Source organism: Streptomyces sp. NPDC033966 (assembly GCF_055575955.1).
On the sequence record NZ_JBVIRQ010000002.1, the window covers coordinates 721,205 to 747,208 of the forward strand.

Below are 26,004 nucleotides of genomic sequence, written 5' to 3' on the forward strand. Positions count from 1 at the left end.
GCCGGGGGTTGTCGCGTGGCGATCAACGACGGATCGGCTTTACATGGTTGTGGGGGCGCCCTCCGGACGGTACGCGCTCAGACCTGGTGTGTCGTTGAGGTGGATCCGTCGTGGGTGCGGCCCCTTCTCGAATGCCCTTACGTGCCTTCAGGCGACTCACCCAAGGAGTCTTCATGCCGAACGCGAACGGTCCGCACACGGCTGTATCCAACCAGCCCGAGGAGCTGACCACCGTCGTTGCGGACCAGCCGATCTTCGAAGGGCCCTCCGAGGGTGTGCAGGGCAGCCCCACACCCTTCACCTCCGACGGCCTGGAACAGGTCGGCCACACCCGCAGCCTGTTCGAAGAGGTGCCGGCCGAGACGTGGGTGGCGCCCACGACACCGCTGTCCGACATCGGGGAGGCATCCTTCGGGCCCCTGGACATGCTGGAGACGGTGCACGGTCCGGACGACCGGGTCCAGATCACGGACACCACGAGCTATCCGTGGCGGGCCCACGCCTCGCTGCTCATCACCGCAGCCGACAACTCTCAGTGGATCGGCACCGGTTGGTTCATCGGGCCACACACGCTGGCCACCGCAGGACACGTCGTGCACATCAAGAACAGCGGCGTGCCCGGACGCGACGGCTGGGTCAAGAGCATCCAGGTCATGCCGGGCCGCAACGGCACCTCGCTGCCCTTCGGCTCTGTCACCAGCACGAACTTCCGCTCTGTCACCGGCTGGACCAACAGCGGCGACGAGAACTTCGACTACGGCGCCATCATCATCCCCACCGAACTCGGCGCCACCACCGGCTGGTTCGGCTTCGGCGCCTGGCCGGATGCCGATCTGCTCAAGATCTCCGCCAACATCTCCGGATACCCGGGCGACAAGCCCCCGGGGACCCAGTGGTACGACGGCCGAGGCATCAGCTCGGTGAACCCCCTGAAGGTCTTCTACGACATCGACACGTTCGGCGGACAGAGCGGCAGCGCCGTCTACCGCATCCACAATGGCGGCCGCTACGGCATCGCGGTCCACGCCTACGGCGGCGCGACGGTCAACTCCGGGACCCGCATCACCAAGGCCGTCTACGACAACCTGCTGCTCTGGAAGGCGTGACCCGGCCTATGAGCGCAGACGGCGGCGGCCGTACGTACCCGATCAGCGGAGCGGTGCTCGACGCGCACGGTGATCCGGTGCCGGGCGTCGCCGTCGCCATCGCCGAGGGGCCCGGGCCCTTCCCCGACATCGCCGCCCTGACCGGCGCCGACGGTCGGTTCTCGTTCTCCGTGTCCACCGAGGGCGTCTACACGGTGCAGGGCACCGCGGCGGACGGAAAGAGTGCCCAGGCCTCGGTCGAGGTCGGCGCCAGGGGAACGACCCCGGCCTCGGCCTCGGCCTCAGTAGAGCTTCGGCTTGGTTGAGCCTTGGCGACCTCCTCCTTGCCCCGCTCCGCGGCAGGGTGCCGTCACCACATGCGGGGAAGGCGCCCGGGAGGCGCTTCGGGGTGGATCCCAGAACCCAAACCGTTTCTGATCAATAGAAGAGGCCTTGGTTGATAATGCCCGGGTCGGTTGCCCGCTTGTACTCGACAACGACTGGTGCGCCGTTCTCATCCAAGCCGAGCGAGTCGATGCGCCCGCCGTGCACGGGGCCGGTACTGTACTCAGTGGCCAGGAACCGGACACCGAGCATGGTCTCCATCGCCCCCTCGACGAGAGCCTGCACCTCGGCCTCCGTGTCAGCCATCCGTGGCCTAACTTCGGTCACGCCGTTTGCCGCGTTGAACAGCTTCAGACCCGACACCCCCTCTTCTCGTGCGCGCGGAGGGACAACACTGCGGGGAGCCAGACTATTTCCAGACGAATCGGCTCTTGAACGAGGGCCCTCGTCACACTCGGGCATGCATCGGTGAAATGCGTTGGTCAGCCCCTCCACCGACGGAGCGGCGACGGCCGCCGAAGCCCAAGCTGTGTCCCACAGCGACAAGCCCTGACCGAAAGCCAATCCAACCCAGAGCCTGGCCGGGGGCCGGAGCCCCCGACCTATCCGAGCCGGCGGACTGCTTTTGGCCTGCTTGTTGCTACATGCGGGGCATGCCGCCGTCGCCAGCGCCGATTGCACATGGGTCAGTGCGCTAGGACATCAGCAGCAACTACGAGGGATGCTGCCGTGGTCAGCGCAGCAGTGAATGCAGTCGCGGCGCGCACGAGCGCCGCCGGGTATGAAGCACCGTCGCGGCGAGCGACGTAGATGCCCGTTTTCAGGTGAGGTCGGGGCAGGGCTGCTGGTCGCGGGGCTTCGGTCGGCTACTGCTTCTTGGTGAAGCGGCCGGTGTCGACCTCGGCGAGGACGTCGAGCTTGACGAGGCGTTTCGGCTTGGCGCGTCCAGCAAGGCGATGCCCGCGGCGTTGTCGTACGTGCCGACACACACAGCGGTGTCTCGTGGACCGCCCGGGTGAATGTACTGCCGACAGGGTCTTTGAGATCTCGGCTCGGCCAGGTAGCCGGTCATACTGCACGAATGTCCGCACAGGAGAAAATTCCCCCGCTTATCCACCAGACATGGAAAGATACGGACCTACCTCAGGAATGGCAGAAGTGGTCTGATTCCTGGCGACTGCACCACCCCGACTGGGGGTATCGATTGTGGACCGACGCGGACAATCGCGCATTCCTCCAGGAGCACTATCCGTGGTTCCTGCCGGTCTACGACGGCTACCCCGAAGCGATCATGCGGGCCGACGCGATTCGCTATTTCCTGCTCGACCATTTCGGCGGGCTGTATGTGGATCTGGACTTCGAGTGCCTCAGCCCGGTCTCCGGAATCCTTGACGGGCACGAGCTTGTCCTCGGATGCGAGCCCGAGGCACACACCCAGCTCCTTCTGGCCCGCCAGCGCGGATTCGGCCGCATCGTCGGCAACGCGTTCATGGCGTCACGGCCAGGCCACCCCTTCTGGGCCCATGTCCACCGCCAACTGGTCAGTGCCCACAAGCTGCCCAGCACTCTGGACGCGACAGGCCCGTTCTTCCTCACCAGAGCGATCGACAGCACCCCGGAGCCTGACTCGATCACGGTTCTCGGCCCGGAGGTCCTGTACCCCAAGGTGAGTCCGTACGCGACAGAGCTGTTCGGCCCGCAGGAAGCCGACTACGACCGCGCGTACGCCGTGCACCACTGGTCGGACAGTTGGGCGTGCGACACCTCCGGGACGCCGCGGATCTCGGCCGGCAAGCGGTTTCCGTTCTGGGCGAGCCAGGAGCTGCAACCGCTCGCCGACGGTGCGCTCAGCCTCGACGCGCAGCGCCGCCGCTGGGCCTCGGGCGCGCCCGCGCCGACGGTGTCATGCCTGATGGTGACCAAGGACCGCTTGGCGACGGCGCGACGGGCGATCACGTGCTTCCGTAACCAGACCTACCGGAACCTCGAGCTGGTTGTCGTGGAGGACGGCACGGGGGACGCCCTCGAGCAGCACATCCGCGACCTGGGCGACTCCCGGATCCGCTATCACCGGCTTCCCCCGGAGGGGCGGCCGTTGGGCGAACTGCGCAATGAGGCGGTGGACCGGGCCACCGGGCCCTACGTATGCCAGTGGGACGACGACGACCTTTATGACCCGGAGCGGGTCGAGACGCAGATGGCGGCGATTCTCGCGCTCGGCGCCGAGGCGTGCTTCCTCGCCCGAGAACAACTGTGGTGGCCCGCCCGCCGCAAGCTCGCGGTCTCCTGCGCACGTGTCTGGGAGGGGTCGATGGTGTGTGCGAAGGACCGGCTCCCGCGCTACCCGGCGCAACGCCGGGGCGAGGATACCCCAGTAGCGGAAGAGGTGGTCCGGACCTGTCGGGTCGTATCGGTTGACGCGCCCGAACTGTACACGTATGTGTGCCACGGGAGCAATACGTTCAACGAGTCCCATTTCGCGGAGCACTTCGACGTGGCGACCGAGATCTGGGCCGAACCCGGTGCCTACGCGGAGCGGTTGCTGGCCATGGCGACTCGGCTGCCGATCGAGCCCGGGGACATCGCCCCTGCGGAGGCCGGCACCCCCACCGCCCGAACCTCCGAGCGGACTCGACGGCCGGCCGTCGAGTCCGCGACGGCCCCGGCGAGTGAGCGACCCCTCGTGCTGGTGCTCACCCCGCTCAAGGACGCGTCCGCGTTCCTGCCCGGCTACCTGGACAGCCTTCGCAGGCTGGACTATCCGCGCGAGGCCATCTCGTTGGGTCTACTGGAGGGCGACAGCCGGGACACGACACCGGAACTGCTCCAGCAGGTTCTGCCCGAACTTGAGGCGGAGTACCGGCGGGTCACCCTCGTGCGCCGCGACTTCGGCCTCCAGTTGACCGGACCCCGTTGGGAGCCCGCCATCCAGCGCCGACGCCGGTCGGTGCTGGCCAAGGCGCGAAACCATCTGCTCTCCCGGGCCCTCGTCGACGAGGAGTGGGTGCTGTGGCTCGACGTCGACGTCACCGGCTACCCGGCCGACCTGGTCCAGCGTCTGCTCGGGGCCCGCAAGGACATCGTCGTCCCGCACTGTGCCACCACGCCCGGTGGGCCTACGTACGATCTCAACACCTTCGTCCTTCACCCGAGGGCCGGCACGCTCAACTGGTCCCAATGGCTGCGTGACGGCATCCTTCAGCCCCCCAGGGGCTTCGGCCGGACGTACCTCGAGGAGTTGCGCGGGCGAGGACTCCTGCGCGTCGACTCGGTCGGCGGCACCACATTGCTGGTACGCGCCGACCTTCATCGTGACGGCCTGATCTTCCCGCCCTTCCCGTACCAGCACCTGATCGAGACCGAAGGGTTCGCAGCGATGGCCCGGGACATGGGCAGCGCCTGCTGGGCGCTGACCGACCTGGAAGTGCTGCATCCGCATCACGCCCAGGCGCCTGTGGCCACCGAGGCCGTCTCGGTGTCCTGATCCGGGGCCACAGGGCCGTCGGCACAGCCTGTACGCCTACCAGCGCCCCCTCGCAGAGAGTGTCCGTTTTGACACGGTTGGTAGGCAAACTTACGGTGGCACTACTGCCCTGCCGTGGAGTTCACCGGCATCCCAGGGCAGTTCCCCACCCACAACAGAAAGGCGCCACCGTGAAAGCCCGCGCCATCACTTCCCTCGCCCTTCCTGCCGCACTGGCCACCGCCGGACTGCTCAGCACCGCGGAGGCGGCGTACGCCTCCCTCGGTCCGAAGACGACGGTCTCGGCGAAGTACGGGCAGCAGATCCAGCCGCTGGGTGACGTCACCCTCACCCCGGGGGCGGAACACCCCTGCCCCCCGTTCGCCAACGTCACGATCACGGACTACGGGCACTGCTGCACGCCCGTCGGCAACATCACGATCCCGGACTACGGGCACTGCTGCACGCCCGTCGGCAACATCACGATCCCGGACTACGGGTACTGCCGCGAGCACGACCACGACGAGCACGGGCCTCACAGGCCCGACCACAAGCCCGACCACTGGCCCGACTACGGGTCGCTGGAGCGCCAGAGCTAGCACGTGGTTCAGCAGGTCTGCTCCGGCGTGACCCCGGAACGGGGCGGGGGGCCACGCCGGGCCTGTCGAGCGCGACCACCCATCACCCGGTTCTCCTTCCTTCCCGCTCCCGTTCCGAAGCAAAGGACGGCGCATGCCCCACAGTTCCGACCCCGTGGTCTCGGTGGTCATCCCGTGTCATGACTACGGCCGCTATCTGCCCGAGGCGGTGTCCAGCGTCATTTCACAGACGTTCCGCGACTGGGAGATCGTCATCGTCGACGACGGCAGTACCGACAACAGCGTCGACGTGGCCGAGGCCCTCATCGCCCACCACCCCGACCGGCGCATCAGGCTGCTCCAGCAGGCCAATGCCGGGGTCTCCGCCGCGCGCAACACGGGGATCGAGGCCAGCGCCGGCCGGTACATCCTTCCGCTGGACGCCGACGACGTGATCGCGGCCACGATGCTGGAGAAGACCGTCGCGGTACTGGACAGCGACCCCGGCGTCGCCATCGCCTCAACCGATGTGTTCGCCTTCACCGACGACGATCTGCCTCCGCAGGCGATGCCCTTCCCCGCCTACAGCAGAGAACTGCTGCTCCAACGGCTCATCATGTTCTACTGCTCGCTGTTCCGCCGTGAGGCATGGCAGACCGTGGGCGGGTACAACGAGGGAATGCGGGCCGGGGAAGACTGGGACTTCTGGATCGGCTGCGTCGAGCACGGTTTCGATGCTCACCACATCCATGAGCCGCTGTTCGGGGCGCGCAACAAGGACACAGGACTGCACGTGGAAGCCGCCGAGAACGACCTGGCGATCCGGGCGCGGATCGTGGCCAACCACCCGGGCTTGTTCAAACCGATCACCCGTAACTGGGCACAGGCCGTGCTCAGCCAGGACGCGGAGGCCTGCTTGCGGGACGATCATGTGCCGGACGACATCCTCACCCGGGCAGCCGAGATGGACCAGTTCCTCACTGCGGTCATGGCCCTGCAGCGCACAGCGCGGGTGCAGTACTACCACATCAAGCGACTGGAGCAGTCGCTGGCCGCTCACAACGGCACCGTCGGCCCGCCCACCTGGGAGAAGGGCCCCACCCAGACGGCTCCCGCCATTTGACAGGTGTAGGAGCTCCCGCTTCATCGTTTGGCGTGTTGAGAAAACGAGCCGCCGAGATCGCGGGCCATCTGGTTGACCTGGTTGGTGTTGCGTAGGCCGAGTACGTGGGCGACTCCTGCCGCGTACAACACCCTCCACTTTGGCTGTACCGAGCGCGTGATGCGCTCTACCAATTGCCTCTTACTCATAGCGGACCTCCATGGAAGATCAACCAGTCTGGCAATGAGCCTTTTCCAACCTGTCGGCAGGATGCGGTGGTTGGGCTGACAACGTAGCGAAGCCCCTGGTAGATGGGTTTTCGACCAAGAAGAACCGTCTCCACCAAGGGCTTCGTGTGCTTGTCTACCCCTCCGGACTGGACCTGTCCAGCTCTGCCCTGCGCTTCCTCACCACTCGCCTGAAAGAACACCGCCGGCTGCTCGGCACCCGATGGCGGCGCCTGAGTGCCGGCCGGCAGGCCCTGCTCGCCCTTGCCCACCTCCGCAACGGCCACCCCTACGCCCAACTACGGAATGCAAACGCCTCGCGCTCCCGAGAGGAGAGCGCGGGGCGTTTTCGACTGTCCCGCGGAGTGCATAACCGGAGGATGGTTCCACCATCAGGGCGCAGTAGCAGTCCTTCGCCATTTTCGCAGGTCAGCGCACTCGCCCACGCGGCTTCAGGTGGGTCGGAGGTAGTTCCGGCGCCGGAAGCGGAGCTCCGTCATAGCCCTTTACCTCGCCGAAGCGGGACCCGTTCATCCAGTCTTCGCGGGCCTGCGCGATGTCCTCGTGGGAGCGGCCGATCCAGTTCCAGAACATAACGCGGCAATGGCACGTTTCCGCAGGTCAAGTGGGCTTCGGATCGCTGACGGTCAGCAAACCGTCAGCATCGGTATCCGAGGAGTCCCTGCCGTATGGCCGCCAAGACGCTCGCACGAGGAATGGGCACCTTCTTCAAGGACTGCGACCACCCCGCGTCCCGGTGGGCGAAGTGCCCCCACCTCTACAAGATCCGCTACCGGAACGCCGGCGGGAAGCAGGTGGAGGAAGCCGGCTTCGCCACCCAGGACAAGGCCATCGACCGATTGACCGCTGTCTACAAAGCCAAGAAGGCCGCTCCTCGTCAGCAGGCGAAGCTGGAGCGGATCGAGAAGTACGGGCAGATGACGTTCCGCGATTACACCAAGGGGTGGAAGGCGGGCCAGCGGCACCTCGCGCCCTCCTCCATCAGCCACCTGGAATCGCTCCTCCAGCACCACATCTTCCCGGCCCTCGGGAGCCGTCGAATGAGCGCCTTCGACCACAAGGTGGTCAATGGGTTCATACGGACCATGGAGCGTAACGGCGTAGGCCTGGCGGCGCAGTCGAACGCCTACGACAAGGTGAAGTCGATCCTGCTCGACGCACACCGGCTGGGCCTCTTCGACGACAACCCGCTGTCGGGCGTCAGACCGCCCCAGTACGACCCTGGACGAGGTGTGATCCCCTCGCCGGCCCAGCTCCAGGGCATGCGCGTGGCAGGCGACGACACCTTCCTGCTCCTGGCGGACCTGATGAGCGGTTGCGGTCTACGAAACGCGGAAGCCGCGGCGGTCAACCTCAACAACATCGTGGCCGACGACGTCTACCGAGTGACCGAGCAGGTCAACCAGACCACGAAGACGTACGGCAGGCTCAAGCACCGCAAGACCGGCGAGTACCGCGACGTACCGTTGCCGGCACGGATCAGGGACACCATCGAGTGGTACGCGGACAAGCACGGCACCGTCGACGGCTACCTCCTCCGGCACCCCCGCGACCCGAGCCGGGCGTTCCAGCCCTACCTCCTGCAGAACCAATGGCAGCGGCTCAAACGACGGGGCGAACTCGACATGCCGGACGGCATGGTCATCTACAGCCTCCGTCACTACTTCGCCTCCAACTGCCTGCGGCACAACATCCCCATCACCGACGTCGCCGAATGGATGGGGCACAACAGCATCGAGATCACGTTCAAGATCTACCGGCACCTCATGCCAGGATCGATCGGCGCGGCCGCCAAGCTCCTCAACATGGGGCTGGCCTCATGACCCCCGCCGCCTTCGATGCCGGTCCACGGCCAGGTCACCGGTACCGAGCGGTGGGTACGATGAACCGCTCCGTGCCGGGCTCGGTGGTGAACGTGGGAGGTCGTCGGCGAAGTCCGCGACGAGCACGACCCCCACGAGGCACCCGACCTGATCGAGGCCCCGGAGCAGGATGGCCGCAAGGCCTGGGAGACCGACGGCAGCGTCCGCCTCGACCAGCTCGCCGCCCTCGGCTTCGACGCACCTGAGGGGTCGGGGTGGTCGAGCGGCTCGGTCAGGGTCTGCTCGTCCTTGCGCCCCAGGGGCCGCCACACCGCCGCGTCCGCGCCGTGCTCCGTCAGCTGCTCCAGAGTGGTGACAACGGCCGACACGGCCTGGCTGTAGTCCTTCGCCGTGATCGCCTCTCGGTAGTAAGTCTCGTACCGGCGCGCCCCCCAACTCAGCCGAACAAGCCGAAACGGTCCGCCGAAACAACCGACGGACCGTCACGAAGTGTCGAGCCTAGAGTGTCGACTTCCTCAGATAACGACCCCAGATTTGAGCTTTGCTATATGGACCGTCGCCATTGCTTTCATACTGCGGCTCATCGAAGTCTACCCAATACACCATCTCTCCATCCTGAGCCATTGGGTGCTCCACCAGGACGGGGCTTTCCAGGTCGCTAATCACTCCCTCGAACTCTCGCTGCCAGGGTCCGGACCATCCCGGATCCTGAATTACCGTAACTCGATCTCCGGTAGAAAATGCGCCAAGATGTGCGGCGTCATCTATGGGATTTTTGTCGATTTCTTCACTCACTCGGACCGATCCTTGAACTTGAAGTCGCGGGCTTCTAGCGTACTCCGGTTGTAGACGTAGTGCACTTCCACGCCTTTTACCTTCATCTCCATTTTCACCCAGCCTTCCTCGGCGGGCCAGCGAGGGTCTTTGAGGACTGTCGGCAGTTGGGTCCCGTAAGAGGGATTATCCTTGGCCAAGTCCATCGCGAGCTGTTCGTTCGCTCCACCCGCCGCGGTCCGGCCGGTGGAAGCCGACTCTGCCTCACGAAGAGCTGTACCGAAACCATTGCTGAACCGCTGGATTCCGTCGCCGGCAGCATAGGCGCCCCCGACAACGAGCCCCGTGGACATGACGACCGCCGGCGCTCCCGCGAGACATCCGATGCCGGTGAGGCAGAGCGCGCCGCCACCGACATCACCGCCCGCACCCGCCGCCATCATCGCGAACCCGCCGGCGGTTTCTGCTGCACCTATCCATACGTCAGGCTGGCTGAAGATTTCTTGCAGGTATGCGCCGCCCACACGGGCAGCATTCTTCATCCAGTCCGGGACCCAGTCACCATCCTCCTTCTCTGGCACCGAATGAGCCTTGAGCCAGGCCTCCTTCTGCTTCTGCCACTCAGCCAGTTCAGCTTGCTGCTTGTCGATGACAGCCTGCCTGGCTTCCACTGCAGCAGTCTCTGCGCTTGCCCAGTCCTTTCCAGCAGCGGTGGCCGAGTTACGGGCGCTTTGGGCGGCTGCTGCAGCCTGTTCAGCAGAGCTCCGTGCTTGGTTGGCGGACTTCTGTGCCCGCGTGGCAGAGTTGACTGCACTGGCTGCTGCCCGCTGGGCATCGGCCTCGGCCTGCCGTGCAGCCTTCGCGGAAGCTGCAGCTTTGGCAGCGGACGCTGCAGCGTCTTTTGCTGACTTGGCGGCTTGGTCGGCGTATCCCTTGGCTTCGCTGGATGATGCGCGGGCTTGTTCGGCGTACTTTTCGGCTTGCTCAGCAGCACCGCTTGCGGTCGCGGCGGCACCTGCGGCTTCGGCAGCCTTCTGTCGAGCGGTGGCCGCGATGCTGTTCGCGGCGGATATCAGCTGCTCGATCTGCGTGATGTGGGTGGTGGAGAGCTGGTCCTTGCGTGCCGCCTTGTGTTGACCCGTCTCAATAAAGACGTGAAGCAGGTCTGCCGGTCCCTCCAGCGCGATGCGCGCTGCCGCCTTGAGTTCTGGACAGCTGTTTTCTGGACAGTCGCTGCTGATCAGCTGCGTGGCGGTTACACGCTCGTCTTCCGTGCGGGCAGCGTACTGCCCCGTGTTGAGAAAGTCTCGATAGGCGTCAACGTTGTTAGAGTTGAGTGCGGATCGACCCTTGTCCTTGAGGACCGGCCCTCCTGTAGATATCAACTGAGTGATGCGCAGGCGGAGGTCCTCGGCGGCTACCTGATATTGGCCGGTGGTGAGAAAGGCCGCCACACTTGCCGGGTCCCCAGTGAGGGATTCGGTCGCTGCTGCACGGAGCTTAGAGGATTTCGCGTCTACAGATAGGCCTTCAACACGGGCCCGAATGTCCTGTTGTTTGGCGGTGTTGCGCCCGGTGCGAATGTAGTCCGCAACAGCGGCGTCGGAGCTTGCAACGGCCACCTGGGCAGCGGTCCGGCTCCAGGGCTCTCCGAACTTCATTGTTTGGAGAGCGATATTACGACCTTTTGTCGCGATGGTTTTGATGTCGGCGCCGGGCTGAGCCGCTGCAGTCGCCAGAGCATGGGCGTCGGCATCAATGGCTTTGATAGCCTGCGCTGCAGATACGCGAGCCTTGTCGCGCTGTTCTGTCTGAGTTGCGAGATCCCGCGCCTTTTCCATGGCCTCGTTGGTGCGGGCTGTCAGCTGCTCAGTTTCAATCTTTCGCGCGAGGGCGTGTACCGCCTTGGCCTTTGCGACGGCCGCTGTCGCGGCGTCGGCGGCCTTCTTTGCCCCGTCAGCGTGCAAGTTCGCTTTTTCGGCTGCCCCGGCTGCCTCGCCGGCGTGGTCGGCGGCTTCATCAGCTGCCCTGGCCGCGTTCTCGGCGTGCTCTGCTGCACTGTTGGCGGCGTTGCGGGAGTCACGGGCCGCTGCTGCGGACTCACGAGCCAAAGCCTCGGCGGCGTTGGCTGCGCGTGTGGCCTCCCTCGCGTGTCGCTTAGCGGAAGCCGCTGCTGCGGAAGCCTCGTCCGAGTGGGCACCGGCCTGGTCGGCGTAGTTGCTCGCGGTAGACGCGGAATTGGCGGCACTGTCTGCGTCTGCGCCCGCGCTGGCCGCAGCTCGTGCAGCGCTTCCTGCGGCCTCGGCGGCGTCTCCGGTTTTGCCGGCGGCTTCGGCTGCCAAGCGGGCGCCCTTGGCGGCGTTACGTGCGTCTTCGGCGGCCTTCCTCGCAGCACCGGCATCACCGGCACTGGTAGCGGCGTGAGCGGCTGCATTCTGCGCGTACGTTGCGTATCGGCCCGCACCTGCGGCGGCTGCCGCCGCCTGGCTAGCGGCGTTGGAGGCGATTCGCGCGGAGTTGTTCGCGGCACGAGCCGCGCTGATGGCCTGCTGGGACGCTGTCGCGGCCTGCTGAGCTGCCGCAGCGGCTCTGCGGGCCGCACCCGCGGCGCGTAGAGAGTCGCCCCTGGCGGCCTCGGTTTCGACGGCGGCCTTCGCAGCTGCTTCCTTCGCCATCTTGGCAGCGGCGACTGCTGAGGCGGAGGCGATCTTCGACGCCTCGGTCTCAGCGGCCGCCTGGCGGCCGGCTTCGGTCGCCTGCTGGACGAGCTCCTCGACAGTGGCAAGCTCCTGGTCCTGAGCGCGGGCGGTGTGCTGGCCGACCTGCAGGAACTCACGGATGTCCTCGGCCGACCCGTTGATGGCGATCCTGCCAGCCTTGCGGACGTTGGGGCCGCCGGTGCTCAGGATCTGAGTGAGCTGGACCCTGTCATCCTGCTCCTGCCCCAGGAACTGACCATACTCGAGGAAATTTCTGACGTCCTCAGGCTTGCCGTTGAGCGCGACACGGCCCGCTTCCTTGACCTCAGGTCCACCAGTACTGACGATCTGTGTGACACGGACCCTCTGGTCCTCTTCCAGCGGCGCCCTCCAACCGTCCTTGAGGAAGGCCTTCAGCTCAGCATCAGTGCCTCCCAGAGCCTTGCGCACTGCGTCCTGCAGGCTCCGGCCTCCAACGCTGGCCACCTGCGTCGCGGCCACCTGGTTGTCCTGATGCTCGGCTTCGCCCGCCAACCGGTCCAGAAACGCCCTGACTTCGGTGTCACTGCCCGTCAGGGCGACTTCAGCTGCGGCCTTGAGTCCGGGGCCCCCCGCCTTCCACATCTCCAGCACTCGGCCACGGTCGGTGGCAGGAGCGACACCGCTGCTGGCCTCCGCTGCGTCGGCGGGAGCCGCACTGAGTAAGCCCACCACCATCGTCACCGGCAGCAGACTCAAACCCAGGGTGCGAAATGCTCGGGCGGTCTTTCCTGCCGGAAGCGTCGATAGGTCTCTTCGTATCAAGGTCTCTCATCTCACTGGCCGACAGCTCCAGGAGCCTGTCGGTTGCGACATCTCAAGCTGGTGATCATAGCCAATAAATCTTCACTTTGCTTCAACCGCAAGCTTTCGGCCGGAAGGGCTGGATTTGGAGAAAAAAAGACCCAGTAGCTTTTTTCGGCAAGGGACGCTCACAGGTGATTGGAATCGGCCACGCATGCACCCGGAATTAGAAGTTCCCCGATTGTCGCGGCCGAATCGCTACGCGATGCCGGCTTCCGATTCATGGCGATTTGCTCATAAATAGGTAATATCTGCAGATTGCTTCTTGGTTGACGAACTGCCAGCTCAGCTGGCTACTCTGCGCAAGAATGAGGATCTTCCTCCCGTCATGCATGGGGTCGAAGCACCCCCTTGCCCTATCCTTGGAAAGGGAAACCAATGACGCCGCTCATGCGAAACATATTCACCGGTGGAGTCGTTTGTGCTGCGGCCGTGATCGGCCTTCCGGTCGTCGCCTCTGCCGTATCGCCCACTGAAGGGAAGCCCGCCGCCGTCGCGGCGGACGACGGTCCGCCCTTCGCCGTTGAAGATTTCTCTTACCCGAATGCAGCAAATGTTCTCAGCGAAAAGGGGATCAAGCTCATAAAGGGCGATGGCCGCCTTCTCCTTGCTGATTGCAATACGGCTGTCTCTCAGATCAGGGTGAGGACCGTCTCCGATGCAGCCTCCGGCCGAGCCGGGTTGTACTGCTTCACGGCCGTGGGCAAGGCGGGCTTCCTGACGCTGGAGCTCCCGCGTGTCACGTCGCTAGAGACGGCAGACCACCCCATCAGTGCCGATCTGACCGCCGAGGGGCAAACGAAGACGATCGACGTACCGCAGGACGACTTCAAGCCCGTGGGCGAGGGTGACATTCCCTCGGGTGCCAAGCGCTCTGTACTCGTGAGCCTGCGCGTCACCGGATGACATGTCGCCTCCACCGGATCGCCGAGGGCGCCCCTTAGCGGTGACCCACCGGCCCAGACGTGGACGGGCGCAAAGTCAGGGCGTAGTGGCACCGACCGGGTACCACGCCCAACCCCGCCCGATCGCCGCTCCTTGAACTGCAGCTCGGCGACCGATTGGTCATCACTCCTGGTCCTGGCGTCTCGTCACCCGCCACACCAACCACGCAAACCACGCACCCACCCTCACGAAAGACATTGTCTTGATGCCTTCTCACCTTTCCCGTCGCCCACGGGTCGCGGCCGCCGCCGCAGCCGCTGCGGCCACCGCGGTCGTGCTCACCGCTACGCCCGCTTCCTCCGTGTCCGGCGCGCCCGTCACCGACGGCAGCCGCGCGTTCACCGCGAAGATCGTCTTCGGTGATCACCTCAAGGGCTGCTCGGGTGTCCTGGTCGACAAGGGCTACGTCCTCACCGCGGCCAACTGCGTTTCAGCCACCAGTGCCACGCCCGTCAGCGGCAAGCTCCAGGCGAAGACCACCGTTACCGTCGGCCGCGCGGACCTGAACACGGACACCACCGGCGCGGTCGTCGAGGCCACCGATGTGGTCGTCCACCCGGAGCGCAACGTCGCCCTGCTCAAGCTCAGCGTACCGGTCGCCAACGTCGCCCCGGCAGTGCTGGCCGGCCCGGCTCCCGCCGCCGGGCAGGCCCTGCACAGTGCCGGTTTCGGGCGTACCAAGACCAGCTGGGTCCCCGGCCTGCTCAACAGCGGCCAGTTCAACGTGACCGCCACCACCGTCGACGCTGTCGTCGACCTCGAGCCCGTCGGTGACGCGGCGCTGTGCCAGGGCGACGCGGGCGGTCCGCTTACGCGTGACAACGCTGGCCGGCACGAGGTGGTCGCCCTGACCACTGGTTCCTGGCTCGGCTCCTGCCTCGGTGCCCCCGAGGGTGAAACCCGCCGGGGGGCTCGTGCCGTCCGCGTCGACGACCTCGGGCAGTGGATCAACAGCAACATCACCGTGCCAGGCCCCGACACCACCAACCTGACCGACCACCGTGCTCTGGCGGACTTCAACGGGGACGGCAAGGCCGACCTGGCCGCCGTCGACAAGAACGGCACCCTCCAGGTCTACCGCGGCCGCGCCGAAGGCACCTTCGAAGCGACCCCGACGGCAGTCGGAACGCCGGGGGTGTGGAAGACGGTCCAGCGGGTCTTCGCCGGCGACTTCAACGGCGACGGCAAGCGCGACATCGCCGCCGTCTGGGAGAGCGACCGCATCCTCTTGCACGCCGGCAAGGGCGACGGCACCTTCGCCACCACCGTCACCCTCAGCCCCCAGAACGCTACCTGGGCCCAGCTCAAGCACCTGACCCGCTACAAGCTCGACCCCGCCAGCCCCAAGGACGGCGTCCTCGCGACCCGCCCCAACGGCGAGCTGTACGCCTACAAGGTCGGCACCAACGGCCAGCTCGATTTCGGCGGCGGCAAGAAGATCTGGCCCGACGCCTCCTTCCAGAGCGTCATCATCCTCGGCACCGGTGACTTCAATGGCGACGGCCGTGACGACGTCGTCGGCGTCTGGGAGAACGGCGCCCTGGTCCGCTGGACCGGCAACGCCGGCGGAACGCTGGACTCCGGCGGTCTGGCCGCGGCCGGCACCTGGACGGACCTGAAGATCGTCACCGGTGACGTCGACGGTGACGGCAAGCTCGACATCGTCAGCTGGAAGGGCACCAAGATGTCCTTCCACCGCGGTAGGGGCAACGGCACCTTCGAGGGCGTCCAGCCCTGACCCAGGGCCCAGCGGCCTGCCCACCGGATCGCGGCGGATTCGGCTGACAGCAATCCAATGGTCCGACATGCGCTTCCCGGACGGGCGCCCTTGCGGCACCTCCCGTCCCGTCCGGGGTTCTTCAACACGATCAAGGACAGAAGTGATCTCCAACCTGATGCGACGCGCCAAGGGCGCGCTCGCAGTAACCATCGCCGCCGGTGCCCTGCTCACGGCCACGGCACCCGCCCAGGCCGCACCCGCACCGGCCCTCACCGCGGCCGGCGCGATCGTGGTCGACGGCGCCAACGGGGCCACGCTCATGGCCAAGGACGCAGACACCAAGCGCCCGATGGCGAGCACCACCAAAATCATGACTGCCCTGGTGGTCACCACCCTGCCAAGCCTCAACCTCGACCAGAAGGTCACGGTCAAGCAGGAGTACCTGGACTACGTCTCCCGTCAGGGGGCGAGTTCGGCGCAGCTCAAGGTGGGGGCGACCCCGACGGTCCGTCAGCTGCTGTACGGGCTGATGCTGCCGTCGGGCTCCGACGCCGCGTACGCCCTCGCCGACACCTTCGGCTCGGGTTCGACGACGACGGCCCGCACGGCGGACTTCATCGCCAAGATGAACGCCAAGGCGCAGGAACTCGGTATGGCCAACACCGTCTACGACTCCTTCGACGGCATCTCGCCGACCGGCAAGAACCTCACCAGCCCGCGCGACCTGGCCAGCCTCACCCGGCACGCGATGGCCAACACCGTCTTCCAGACCCTGGTGAAGACCACCACCTACAGCACCGGCGGCACCGCCACCACCGCCGCATGGAGCAACACCAACCTACTGATCCAGCCGCGTACGACCGGCTACGCGTACCCGGGCGCGATCGGCATCAAGACCGGCTGGACCACCCCCGCCGGCAAGTGCCTCGTCTTCTCGGTCATCCGCAACGGCAAGACGATCATCGGGGTCTTGCTGAACGACGAGGAGCGGTACATGGACTCCATGGCCCTCTCCGACTGGGCCCTCGGCCCGGCCGCCGGCTCCAAGAACGCCCTCCAGCGCAGCAACACCGACCCCATCCCCGACATCCTCGACTGACCCTGCTTCGAACTGGACACCACCGCATCCGCCCGAGGTATTGCTGCCGACGCCGACCAGCGGCGGCAGCAAGACGCTCCAGGAGATCGCCGCCCTGACGGCACCGACCGCGCCAGCCGCCGCGCCGCCCGCAAGCAGCTCGCCGAAGCCGAGGCCAAAGCCCGCGCAGCCGCCACCGCTGTCCACGGACCCGAGCCCGCCGAAGCAGAAGTGCCACTGGCAGTCCACCCCCCGGCCGGGCGCTTTGGTCCCGCCTCCGCCCGCGGCAGCCGCCTGCGGCTGCCCGCCCACCGCATGACCACCGCGGTCGCCGCCGGCGCGTACCCGTTCCTCGCTGAAGGCGGACTCGGGGCCGACGGCATCTACATCGGCCGCGACGTCCACGCCGAAGCCGCCTTCACCTTCGACCCGTTCACCCTGTACGGCAAGGTCGAAGGGTTCACCAACCCCAACGTGCTGTTGGCCGGGGTCATCGGCCAGGGCAAGTCCGCTCTGGCGAAGTCCTTCGCGCTGCGGTCGGTTGCGTTCGACTACCGCGTCTACGTGCCCTGCGACCCGAAGGGCGAGTGGACTCCCGTTGCCCAGGCGCTCGGAGGCACCTCGATCGCGCTGGGCCCCGGCCTGCCCGGCCGCCTCAACCCCCTCGACGCAGCGCCGAGGCCGCCGTCCGTACCCGAAGCGGACTGGGCGGGCGAGATCCGCAAGCGGCGCCTGCTCCTGCTCGGCTCCCTCGCCCGCACGGTGCTGGGCCGGGACCTGATGCCGATGGAGCACACCGCCCTCGACATCGCCCTCGACGGCGTCGTGAAGGCCGCCGCCCACGCCGGGCGCACCCCGCTGCTCGGCGACATCGCCCACACCCTGGCCCAGCCCGCCCTCCTCGACCAGGCCGCCGGCACCGTCTCCGGTCATCTCGGCGACGCGGCCCGTGACCTCGCCCATGCCCTGCGCCGCATGGTCCACGGCGACTTGGCCGGCATGTTCGACGCCCCCTCCACCGTCGCCTTCGACCCGAACACCCCGATGCTCAGCATCGACCTGTCCCGGCTCGGCGGCTCGGGCGACGACACCGGCCTCGTCCTTGCCATGACCTGCGCATCCGCCTGGATGGAATCCGCCCTCACCGACCCCCGCGGCGGACGCCGCTGGATCGTCTACGACGAGGCATGGCGCATCCTGCGCCACCCCGCCCTCCTCCAGCGCATGCAGGCCCAGTGGAAACTCTCCCGCGGCCTGGGCATCGCCAACCTCATGGTCGTCCACCGCCTCTCCGACCTGCTCACCGCCGGCGACGCCGGATCCCAGGGCCGGGCCCTGGCCGAGGGCCTCCTCGCGGACTGCTCTACCCGCATCGTTTACCGGCAGGAAACCGACCAGCTCCACGCAGCCGCCGCCCTGCTCGGCCTCACCAGCGTCGAAACCGAAGCCATTGCCCACCTCAGCCGCGGACGCGGCCTGTGGAAAGTCGCAGGCAGATCATTCATCGTTCAACATCTTCTCCATCCGGCCGAACAGCACTTGTTCGACACAGATGCCCGAATGCATTGAAAGCGCCAGCTTCACAACCGGAGACCCCTCACTGAATCCCGATTTCGAGCTGTACGACAACGTCGGCCGCGACCGCGAGTAGGTCAGCGCTCACCAGACCAAGTCCCCTACCGTGAACGACGACCTGAGCCGGTGGGCACGCCGGGATGCCGCTGGCTTCCTGGCCCGTCGCCCTCTCCCCGAGCCGCCCATCAACGGCCCCGACCTGCGGCCCTTCCTGCTGGCCCTGGCCGAGGCGTCCACGCCCGCCGAGGCCTGCGCGGTCACCAACGCCGTCCTCGACACCGCCGAACCGTTCATCCAGGCCCTGAGCGAATACCTCGTCGCCGTCGGCCACCGCTTCGAGCGCGCCCCGCAGGCCACGGCGAACTCGCCGCAGAAGGCGGCATGGAGCGCCGCCAGCGGCCTGCTGGCCTCCATGGACACTGCCGCACACGCCGTCGAGGTCGCCCTCCGCCACGCATACGACTCCACGGCAATACCAGCCCCGACAAGACGTAGCCGGCCCACAGCGGCGCACCATCCGGGCCGTCGGCACCTCGGCCCGAACAGACCACGGCGCCGGGCAGCAGTCGCCGACTCCACCGGCCCCTCCCGCATCCAGCCCTGCGCCGACGCTCGAACCCAATGAACTGGAGGCAGCACGCTCGTGCTCCATCACCCCGTGAGCATCCACGTCGGTGCCCACACCGCCGCACCGATGACCCACCCGCGCACCGACCCCGTCCACCGCGTGCTGTGGGGGCGCGGATTCTCCTACCGCCCCCGCCTGAACGCCTACGTCGCACCGTCCGAACTTCCCGTCGAGCAGCAGGAGCACCTGGTGCACCAGGCCATCCACGCCCTCACCGCGCTCGGCCACCCGGTCGCCCACTTCCACCACCAGCAGCCGGGCGTCTGACCCGCCCGGCCGACCAATCCAGGAGCCACCCTCTGCCCACACCCTCCCAGCCCACTCCCTGGACGCCGGGCCCGCAACCCCTGACCACCCCCACGGATCCGGGTGGTCGATACGCCTACGGCCTGCTGCTCCTCGACCTCACCGATCGCCTGAGCGGCACCCCGGACCTTGACCGCGCCGCCGTTCTCGTCGACCAGATCCTCGACCCCGCCGACGGGCTGCTGGCCCGTCTCGCCGACTTCTTCGAAGCCGCCGGGGAGAAAGCGAAGGAGTCCGAGGCCGACGACTCCTTCGACCTGGGCGCCGACTTTGAGGAGGCCGCCGCCCAACTCCGCGACGTCGGCGAGACCCTGCATGACGCCACCGAGCGCAGGAGAGCCCTCGCAACCACGCCCTCACCCGTGCGCGCCCCGCGCTCCCTCGGCTCCGCCGTCCCCGTCGGCACCGCCCGGCCCATACCCGGCCGCTCCCGCTAACCGCCTACCCACGTCCTCCGGAGGATCCCCTGGCCACCCGCTCCTTCATCGCCCGACCCATCGAACCCGGTAGTTACGAGGGCATCTACGTCCACTGGGACGGCTACCCCAGCCACCACCTGCCCCTCCTGCTGGCCGCCTACCAGCACCGCTTCGCCGGCGACCTCGACGCCATGGCCCGCCACCTGATCGACGACGTACCCGTCGGCTGGTCCGCGCTCGGCACCGACCTCCTCGACGGCGCTCCCGACGAGCTGGTCACCGCCCTCACCCGCGGTGAGCGGTACGCCAGCGACCACCTCGACGTCATCACCCCCGACGGATCGCCTCCCACCCGCATGACCGTGCGAGACGGGCAGGCATCCGGCCTGGACTGGGGCTACGTCCTCCACGACCAAGGCATCGAAGTCATCAGCCTCCGCGAAGAACAGCACGGCCCCGTCGTCGGATGGGCGACCGACCCCCGCACCCGGTTCAGCGACCACCCGGCGCTGTGGCAGCCGGCCGGCCCGGTCCCCGGCCGCCCGCCCTCGCCGGCTCCAAAGCTGGCCACCACCGCCGTGCCGCCCGCCGCCGCCCCGGCCTCCACCACGCACGCCATACGCCGCTGACCCGTAAGGAGCCCGCCTCTGTCCGGCCAGTTCGTTCTCGGCACGCACCCGGAGTACGGGTACGTCGCCTCGTCCACCGGTATCCCCCACCACATCAGCGAGTGGTACCTCACCCGCCTCGGCTTCCAGCCGCTCTACGGCCTGCACGGCGTCTACCTGCTCACCGCCCCCTCATACGACGGTCCCCGACGCACCCGCCAGGCCGTCGCCAGCCTGCGCGCCAGCGGCTACCCGGTCCACGCCGACTACTCCCTCGACCCCGCCAACATCCCACCGGATCAGAACGCCCCGGCACCGGACCCGCGCTCGTGGTACCGCACCACCGTGGCCCAGGCCGCCGCGGTCCGCTCCCCGCAGTACCGGCCCGCCGCTCCCGCCCGCCCCGCGCCCGCTGCCGCCACCGGGCTGCTGGCGAACTCACCAGCAGCCGCCGGGCCGGGGCGAAGCCGTTGACAAAGGACACCGCGATCATCTCCATCACGCGCGGCAGGGGCGGGCAGGTCGAGGCCGAGGGCCCCATCGACGCACTGGCCTCCGCCCTGCTGGACCGTGCCGGGTTCATCAGGCAGCCCACCCTTCGCGGCACCTGGCACCGGCTCCCTTTCGACATGGGCGAGGAGTGGGAGAACGAACACGCCTCCTACGCAGCCGAGATGCTCCGTGCCGCCCGCTACGCGACCCGCCTCGACCCCGCCCTGACCCCCGACGACCGTCCCGCACGGAACAACACGCGCCAGGGCGCCGGCGTCTGCCCCATCCCGGCACCGGCTGCGCCCGCAGCGGTGCCCCGTACCCGCTGACCACCAGGACCTGCCCATGACCACCACCCCAGAACCCGACCGCGGCCTGCCTTCGCCCAGCGAGCTGCGCCGCCAGGCCCGCACGGAGGCCAGCCCCTTCCTCGACCTTCTGGAGCTGCCAGATCCCGCCGACATCCTGCGGGACTGGACACGCCGGCTGGCCGAGGCCGAGACGCCAGCCCAGTTCCACGTCCTCGTCGACACCGTGACCGGCACCCACGACAGCACACTGCTGGCGCTGCGGGACTTCCTGCTCACCGCTGGCACCTGGTGCCGCGAGCACGGACACGCCCGGCTCGGCGAGCGCTACCAGCGCACCAGCGACCTCCTCGACGTCGCCGACCGGCTCCTTCACCAGCTCGGCATCGACCACCTCGCCGCCACCTGGCCCTACCAGGCACCCGCCGCCCCCTCCCCAGGAAGGACACCTCACTGAACTCGGCCGAGATCAACCTGTTCACCAGCAAGCACGACGGCATCGTCGCCCTCGTCACCGGCAACAACTGGCGCTGGGCCCGCAAGATCCTGCTGGTCGCCGGATTCACCAAGGACGGCGACGGCAACTACGTCCTGCCCCTGGACAACCTGCCCCGGATCCGCGAGGCCCTGACCGACGTCCACGAACTCGCCCGCGCCTGCCAGATCAAAGTCACCGCCACCCACCAGCCCTACGTGGGCGACTTCGCCCGGGACATGGCCGAGCACCTGCCCGGCCAGTGGACCGTGAAGGTCGAGAACTACTCCCTGCCCCTCTGGCAGGAGGACCTTGCAGCCTGTGTGTGGGACACCAGCCCCCAGCCTGGTGCCGAGTTCTACGGACCGCTGCTGCACACCGTGAACAAGCGCCGGGTGCCATGGGCGGCCGTGCTGAGCAGCGACACCGGAGTCGAACTCGCCGTCGTCCAGGCCCCCGACGACACCAGGTACCACGTCGGCTCGCTCGCCCCCAGGGACATGTACCTGGATGAGGAGGTGGTGCCACCGCGCAGCATCACCGTGCAGCCCTCCGCTGTCACCGCAGCGCGCCGGGTCGCCTCCGTGCTGCTGGCCGAATACCGCCGAGCCGTCCTGCAATCCCCCCTCAACCACCTGGCCGATGACCTCGCCTGGGCACAGGAGGCGTTCGAACCCGGCACCGTGCAGAGTCCGCCACAGCCGGACCTGGCCGCCGCTTTCACCCGCTTCACCACGCACGCCCCTGGCCTCATTGCCGCCGTGCGCCAGGCCTCCCACGGCACTGTCGACGCGCAGGAGGTGGCGTTCGTAGAGCGCATGGACGCCGTCTTCGGTGCCCAGCCGCCCGGCAGCGGCCCGGACCCCCCTGCGGCGGTCCCCGCCGTTGATCCCCTGGCGCTGTGGCTGATGAAAGGAAGCGAGCTGATCGGCCTGGCCCGCACGGCCCACCCAGCGCTCACCCCAGCACCGGCCGCCGCCGTGCGCAGCCGCTCGGCGGCCGTTGCGAGCGCTCTTCCAGCTGCCCTGCCCCCACGGGCCGGGGCCGTCCCCGGCCGCCGATAGCCCAACCTTCCTGACACCGCGGTCGCCGTCCTGCCCCCGTTCCGCATCCCGGCCCCCCGCCACCTCCAGGCGCCGACCGCCCCGGCACTGACCACGACCCCGATAGCCGCCGCACCGCCGACCAGCGCGATGCCCGGCCAACGCCGGTAGCGGCCCGGCCCAGCTCCTCAACCTCATCTCGCACGCCATCTGACGGAAAGCCCTGCCCTGTTGGCCCTGGCCGCCACCCCGACCGCCAACCCGACCGCCACCCCGCCGCCTGCCACGTACGGTGCCGTTCTCGGCAGGGCACGTCGCCCGCCTGCTTGCCGGCACCCTGACCGGTCGCCTGCCCAACGGCATGGTCCCCGTCGCCCTCGTCCTGTGGATCACCGCAGCCGGGGGGAGCCTTGCCTTCGCCGGGATGCTCGCCGCCCTGTACGGGCTGGCTTCGGGGCTGTCCCAGCCGGTCAAGGGCAGGCTCATGGACCGGTACGGGCAGATGCGCGTCTCGGCCCCGGCGGTGCTGGTCAACTCCGGCTGTCTGCTCGCCCTCATCTGGATCGGTGCGAGCGGGCACCCGGCCGCCGTCACCACGGTGGTCGGCGTGGCGGGGGTGTTCACTCCGCCTCTGGAGGCCGGGTTGCGGGCCATGTGGCCGACCGTGCTCACCGACCTCGGGCAGCGGCGCGTCGCCCAGGCCCTCGACACCGGTTCGCAGGGACTCCTCTACATCGCGGGCCCCCTCCTCGCCTCCTGGCTGGCCACCACGTACACGCCCGATGCCGCGCTGGCCGTGACCGCCGTACTGGGCCTGGCCGGCACCGCGGTGGTGCTGACCTCCGCCCCGTCGCGGACCTGGCGCCCCGCCGCCCCCGGCAGCGGGGCGGCGGGCAGCGGGCGGCTGATGAACACTGCCCTCGTCCTGCTGTTCCTGGGGCTCGCCGGGACCGGCTTCACCCTCGGCGCGATGAACGTGTGGGCCGCAGGCATGGCCGCCACCCACCACCAGCCCCTGCTGTCCGGGGTGCTGCCCGCGGCGTTCTCCACCGGGTCGTTCCTCGGCGGCCTGATCTACGCGCGCAGGGCCTGGCCGGGCACGACCACCACCCAGCTCCTGGCCACCAGCTCCCTGTTTCTCCTGGGCTGGCTGCCCCTGCTGGCCCAGCCCGGTCCCCGCACCGCGATCGGACTTGCCCTCCTGCCGGGACTGTTCCTCACCCTGGTCATCACCTGCGGATTCCACACCGTGGACACTCTCGCCCCCGCCTCCCGCACCACCGAGGCCTACGCGTGGCTGATCCTGTCCGTCGGCGTCGGCCAGGCCGCCGGAACCGCTCTTGCCGGAACCCTCGCCGACCACCCGCAGACGCTCGCCGCACTGCCCGCAGCGGGAGCCGCCACCGCCCTGCTCGTCCTGCTCCTGGCCCGCCCGAAGCTCGGGCCCGGACGCCGACCCGGACGCCACCGCCGCCCCCGGGCCACCCCCCGTTCGCACGCGAACTCCCTTGCCTCCGAAGGAGATACCCCTATGGCTGTTGCTGGTACAGCGGGCTGTTCCAACCTGCGGAATGCCCCCTGCCTGCGCAGTTGTTGTTCGGCGCTGTATCAGGGCTGACGAGAGTTCAGTCTGACTCTCGGATGTCAGTGGTCTCTGGAACCATCGCCCGTCATGGAGCAATGTAGGTGTGCAGATGCGACCGGCCACGTGACGCCAGCAGCCCTTCCGGCAGGCCAGCATCACCTTGCCGAACATCAGACGACAGGCCCCTCCTCCTGGGCGGACTGCATCCTGGCTTCTCACCGGGAAATTGGATCATGAGCGCGTCGAGGGCGAGCTCCATGCGAGCCAATGCCCTCTTCCGAGCGCGTGTGGCCGACCTGGGGGGCGAGGTTATTGAAACCGAGTGGCTCGGCACTCGGAAACCTCACCGAGTGAGATGCAAGGGGGGGCACGAGAGCTTGACCTATCCAACCAATGTCCTGGCTGGCAAGGGCATCTGCCGCACTTGCAGCAACCAGGCGCGTTCCCAGGCGGCCGAGAAAGCTTTCCGGGCAAGGGTGGCTGCACTTGGCGGGATCGTGCTTGAGGAGAGTTGGCTTGGCAACCACGAGGCTCACCGAGCTCGTTGTGTCGAGGGGCACGAATGCGCACCGCGACCGTCCCATGTACAGCAAGGTGACGGAATCTGCTCTACATGCGCCAGAAACAATAAACAAGTGGCCGAAGAAGCATTCCGGGGCGCTCTTGCACGGTTAGGTGCAACCCTCCTTGAGCCGATTTACCTAGGATCAGGCGAGCCGCACCGGGTTCGCTGCTCCAACGGACATGAATGCCGCCCCAGACCGGGCCTGTTGCGACTCGGCACAGAAATCTGCCAAACCTGCACCGGCAGGGACCCAAAGGTTGTCGAAGCGAGGTTCAGGGCACGCATCATGGAGTTGGGAGGCGTCGTTCTCGAGCCACGGTGGCTAGGAGCAGGCACGCCGCATCGAATCCGATGCGGTCAGGGCCACGTGAGCTTTCCGTACCCGTCAGCTGTCCAACGGGGCCAGGGGATCTGCCGAGTTTGCGCCGGAAAGGATCCAAAAACCGCCGAAATAGCCTTCCATGCAAGAGTTGCCAAGCTTGGAGGCACGGTCCTTGAGCCGAAGTGGCTCGGCAATCACGCGCCGCATCGCGTGCGGTGCATCAATGGGCATTTGGGAACGCCCACCCCGTCTAACGTGCGAGCAGGATGTGGCATATGCCGCATCTGTTCAGGGAAGCTATGGGACGTCTTCTACGTCGTCACGGATGACGTAAGCGAGATCGTCAAGTTCGGCATCACTTCCGGAGATCCACGTCTACGTCTGTCTCACCATAAGCGTCACGGCCTTGACCAGATCGTTCGTTTGATCGAAGGAAATTCCAAGGTGCGTGAGCTGGAGAACAACTGTCTAGCTGCAATGCGTGGCATTGGAGAAATGCCCGTCCGGGGACGCGAGTACTTCCGCATAACCGCGTTGGGAACCATTCTGAATCTCGTAGACGACTGGATCGATACGGATCGGCAGATCTCATGAACGAGTACGGCATCCACGGGAGTTGTTGGTAAGTCCGGCTATCAGAAGTTGCGGAGTGGTCCTCCATCCCGTGGAGATCCACGGTAGTCATCGGTCCCGGTAGAGGAATTCAGCCGGCTCCCAGTCCACGTAGAAGTCGTCTGGTGATTGCCACCGGCGATATGTCCGCTTCTGCCCCAGCGTCGAGCAGGTCGAGGTCGCAACGGCAGCCGTTCTCGCCGTCCGGACCGTTCGGGCAGGAGGGAGCGAGGCTCTGCCGGTACAGAGCGATGTTCCAAGATGCGGAGAATGCCCAGTGCTGCAACGGCCTTACCAGGTCCCACACTGACCGCCGGTGTCCGCACGTCGACGGCGCGGACGGTCCCGTCCTGCTTGGCGATG

General features: G+C 67.5%; 18 protein-coding genes and 3 pseudogenes. 17 read left to right on the forward strand and 4 right to left on the reverse strand.

The genetic code is table 11. The features are described from left to right. Positions 1–173 precede the first annotated feature (173 nt). Positions 174–1,106, forward strand: coding sequence for a trypsin-like serine peptidase (locus ACZ518_RS08765; protein ID WP_469112284.1), 933 nt, complete (start codon positions 174–176; stop codon positions 1,104–1,106). Between the two features lie 8 nt (positions 1,107–1,114). Further along, positions 1,115–1,411 (forward strand): carboxypeptidase-like regulatory domain-containing protein, encoded by a 297-nt coding sequence (locus ACZ518_RS08770; RefSeq protein WP_469112285.1) that lies wholly within the window; start codon positions 1,115–1,117, stop codon positions 1,409–1,411. 115 nt (positions 1,412–1,526) lie between these two features. Here the strand turns inward: ACZ518_RS08770 and ACZ518_RS08775 are convergent. Further along, positions 1,527–1,793 (reverse strand): annotated as a pseudogene (locus tag ACZ518_RS08775) (DUF5655 domain-containing protein); the annotation flags it as partial. Positions 1,794–2,511: 718 nt separating this feature from the next. On the opposite strand from ACZ518_RS08775, the gene ACZ518_RS08780 reads away from it, so the two are divergent. The 4 genes and pseudogenes from ACZ518_RS08780 to ACZ518_RS08795 all read left to right on the forward strand — a co-directional run. Next, positions 2,512–4,914: a glycosyltransferase gene (locus tag ACZ518_RS08780; protein ID WP_469112286.1), complete on the forward strand. Its 2,403-nt coding sequence runs from the start codon at positions 2,512–2,514 to the stop codon at positions 4,912–4,914. Between the two features lie 170 nt (positions 4,915–5,084). Then, complete coding sequence (locus ACZ518_RS08785) at positions 5,085–5,492, forward strand: hypothetical protein (RefSeq protein ID WP_469112287.1); 408 nt, start codon at positions 5,085–5,087, stop codon at positions 5,490–5,492. A gap of 154 nt (positions 5,493–5,646) precedes the next feature. After that, on the forward strand, positions 5,647–6,594 hold the full coding sequence (locus tag ACZ518_RS08790) for a glycosyltransferase family 2 protein (RefSeq protein ID WP_469112288.1): 948 nt from the start codon (positions 5,647–5,649) through the stop codon (positions 6,592–6,594). Between the two features lie 334 nt (positions 6,595–6,928). Then, positions 6,929–7,102: pseudogene (locus ACZ518_RS08795) on the forward strand (IS5/IS1182 family transposase); the annotation flags it as partial. A gap of 127 nt (positions 7,103–7,229) precedes the next feature. On the opposite strand, the pseudogene ACZ518_RS08800 reads toward ACZ518_RS08795, so the two are convergent. Continuing rightward, a pseudogene (locus ACZ518_RS08800) lies at positions 7,230–7,397 on the reverse strand (pirin family protein); the annotation flags it as partial. A 92-nt stretch (positions 7,398–7,489) separates the two neighbouring features. Here ACZ518_RS08800 and ACZ518_RS08805 point away from each other — a divergent pair. After that, a complete protein-coding gene (locus ACZ518_RS08805; protein WP_469112289.1) occupies positions 7,490–8,644 on the forward strand; it encodes a tyrosine-type recombinase/integrase in 1,155 nt (384 codons plus the stop codon). A 498-nt stretch (positions 8,645–9,142) separates the two neighbouring features. Here ACZ518_RS08805 and ACZ518_RS08810 read toward each other — a convergent pair whose 3' ends face one another. Both ACZ518_RS08810 and ACZ518_RS08815 read right to left on the reverse strand, forming a co-directional pair. Continuing rightward, entirely contained in the window at positions 9,143–9,439 is a 297-nt protein-coding gene (locus ACZ518_RS08810; RefSeq protein ID WP_469112290.1) for a ferrous iron transport protein A, read from the reverse strand. Then, on the reverse strand, positions 9,436–12,834 hold the full coding sequence (locus ACZ518_RS08815; protein WP_469112353.1) for an ALF repeat-containing protein: 3,399 nt from the start codon (positions 12,832–12,834) through the stop codon (positions 9,436–9,438). Before ACZ518_RS08815 ends, ACZ518_RS08810 begins: the two co-directional genes overlap by 4 nt. 504 nt (positions 12,835–13,338) lie before the next feature. Here ACZ518_RS08815 and ACZ518_RS08820 point away from each other — a divergent pair. From ACZ518_RS08820 to ACZ518_RS08865, 10 genes are all read left to right on the forward strand, one after another. Continuing rightward, positions 13,339–13,866 carry a hypothetical protein gene (locus tag ACZ518_RS08820; protein ID WP_469112291.1) on the forward strand — a complete coding sequence of 176 codons (528 nt, stop codon included), beginning with the start codon at positions 13,339–13,341 and terminating at the stop codon, positions 13,864–13,866. Between the two features lie 244 nt (positions 13,867–14,110). Further along, the gene (locus ACZ518_RS08825; protein ID WP_469112292.1) at positions 14,111–15,643 is read left to right on the forward strand and encodes an FG-GAP-like repeat-containing protein; all 1,533 of its coding nucleotides are present in this window, start codon (positions 14,111–14,113) and stop codon (positions 15,641–15,643) included. Positions 15,644–15,800: 157 nt separating this feature from the next. Beyond that, on the forward strand, positions 15,801–16,724 hold the full coding sequence (locus ACZ518_RS08830; RefSeq protein WP_469112354.1) for a D-alanyl-D-alanine carboxypeptidase family protein: 924 nt from the start codon (positions 15,801–15,803) through the stop codon (positions 16,722–16,724). A gap of 39 nt (positions 16,725–16,763) precedes the next feature. Beyond that, positions 16,764–18,272 (forward strand): ATP-binding protein, encoded by a 1,509-nt coding sequence (locus tag ACZ518_RS08835; RefSeq protein ID WP_469112355.1) that lies wholly within the window; start codon positions 16,764–16,766, stop codon positions 18,270–18,272. Between the two features lie 112 nt (positions 18,273–18,384). Then, entirely contained in the window at positions 18,385–18,903 is a 519-nt protein-coding gene (locus ACZ518_RS08840; protein WP_469112293.1) for a hypothetical protein, read from the forward strand. A 33-nt stretch (positions 18,904–18,936) separates the two neighbouring features. Continuing rightward, positions 18,937–19,173: a hypothetical protein gene (locus tag ACZ518_RS08845; RefSeq protein WP_469112294.1), complete on the forward strand. Its 237-nt coding sequence runs from the start codon at positions 18,937–18,939 to the stop codon at positions 19,171–19,173. A 649-nt stretch (positions 19,174–19,822) separates the two neighbouring features. Further along, positions 19,823–20,260: a hypothetical protein gene (locus ACZ518_RS08850; RefSeq protein WP_469112295.1), complete on the forward strand. Its 438-nt coding sequence runs from the start codon at positions 19,823–19,825 to the stop codon at positions 20,258–20,260. 449 nt (positions 20,261–20,709) lie between these two features. Further along, positions 20,710–21,060 carry a hypothetical protein gene (locus ACZ518_RS08855; protein ID WP_469112296.1) on the forward strand — a complete coding sequence of 117 codons (351 nt, stop codon included), beginning with the start codon at positions 20,710–20,712 and terminating at the stop codon, positions 21,058–21,060. Positions 21,061–21,330: 270 nt separating this feature from the next. Further along, positions 21,331–22,578, forward strand: coding sequence for a hypothetical protein (locus tag ACZ518_RS08860; RefSeq protein WP_469112297.1), 1,248 nt, complete (start codon positions 21,331–21,333; stop codon positions 22,576–22,578). A gap of 271 nt (positions 22,579–22,849) precedes the next feature. Continuing rightward, positions 22,850–24,175 carry an MFS transporter gene (locus ACZ518_RS08865; RefSeq protein WP_469112298.1) on the forward strand — a complete coding sequence of 442 codons (1,326 nt, stop codon included), beginning with the start codon at positions 22,850–22,852 and terminating at the stop codon, positions 24,173–24,175. The last annotated feature ends 1,829 nt before the right edge of the window (positions 24,176–26,004 follow it).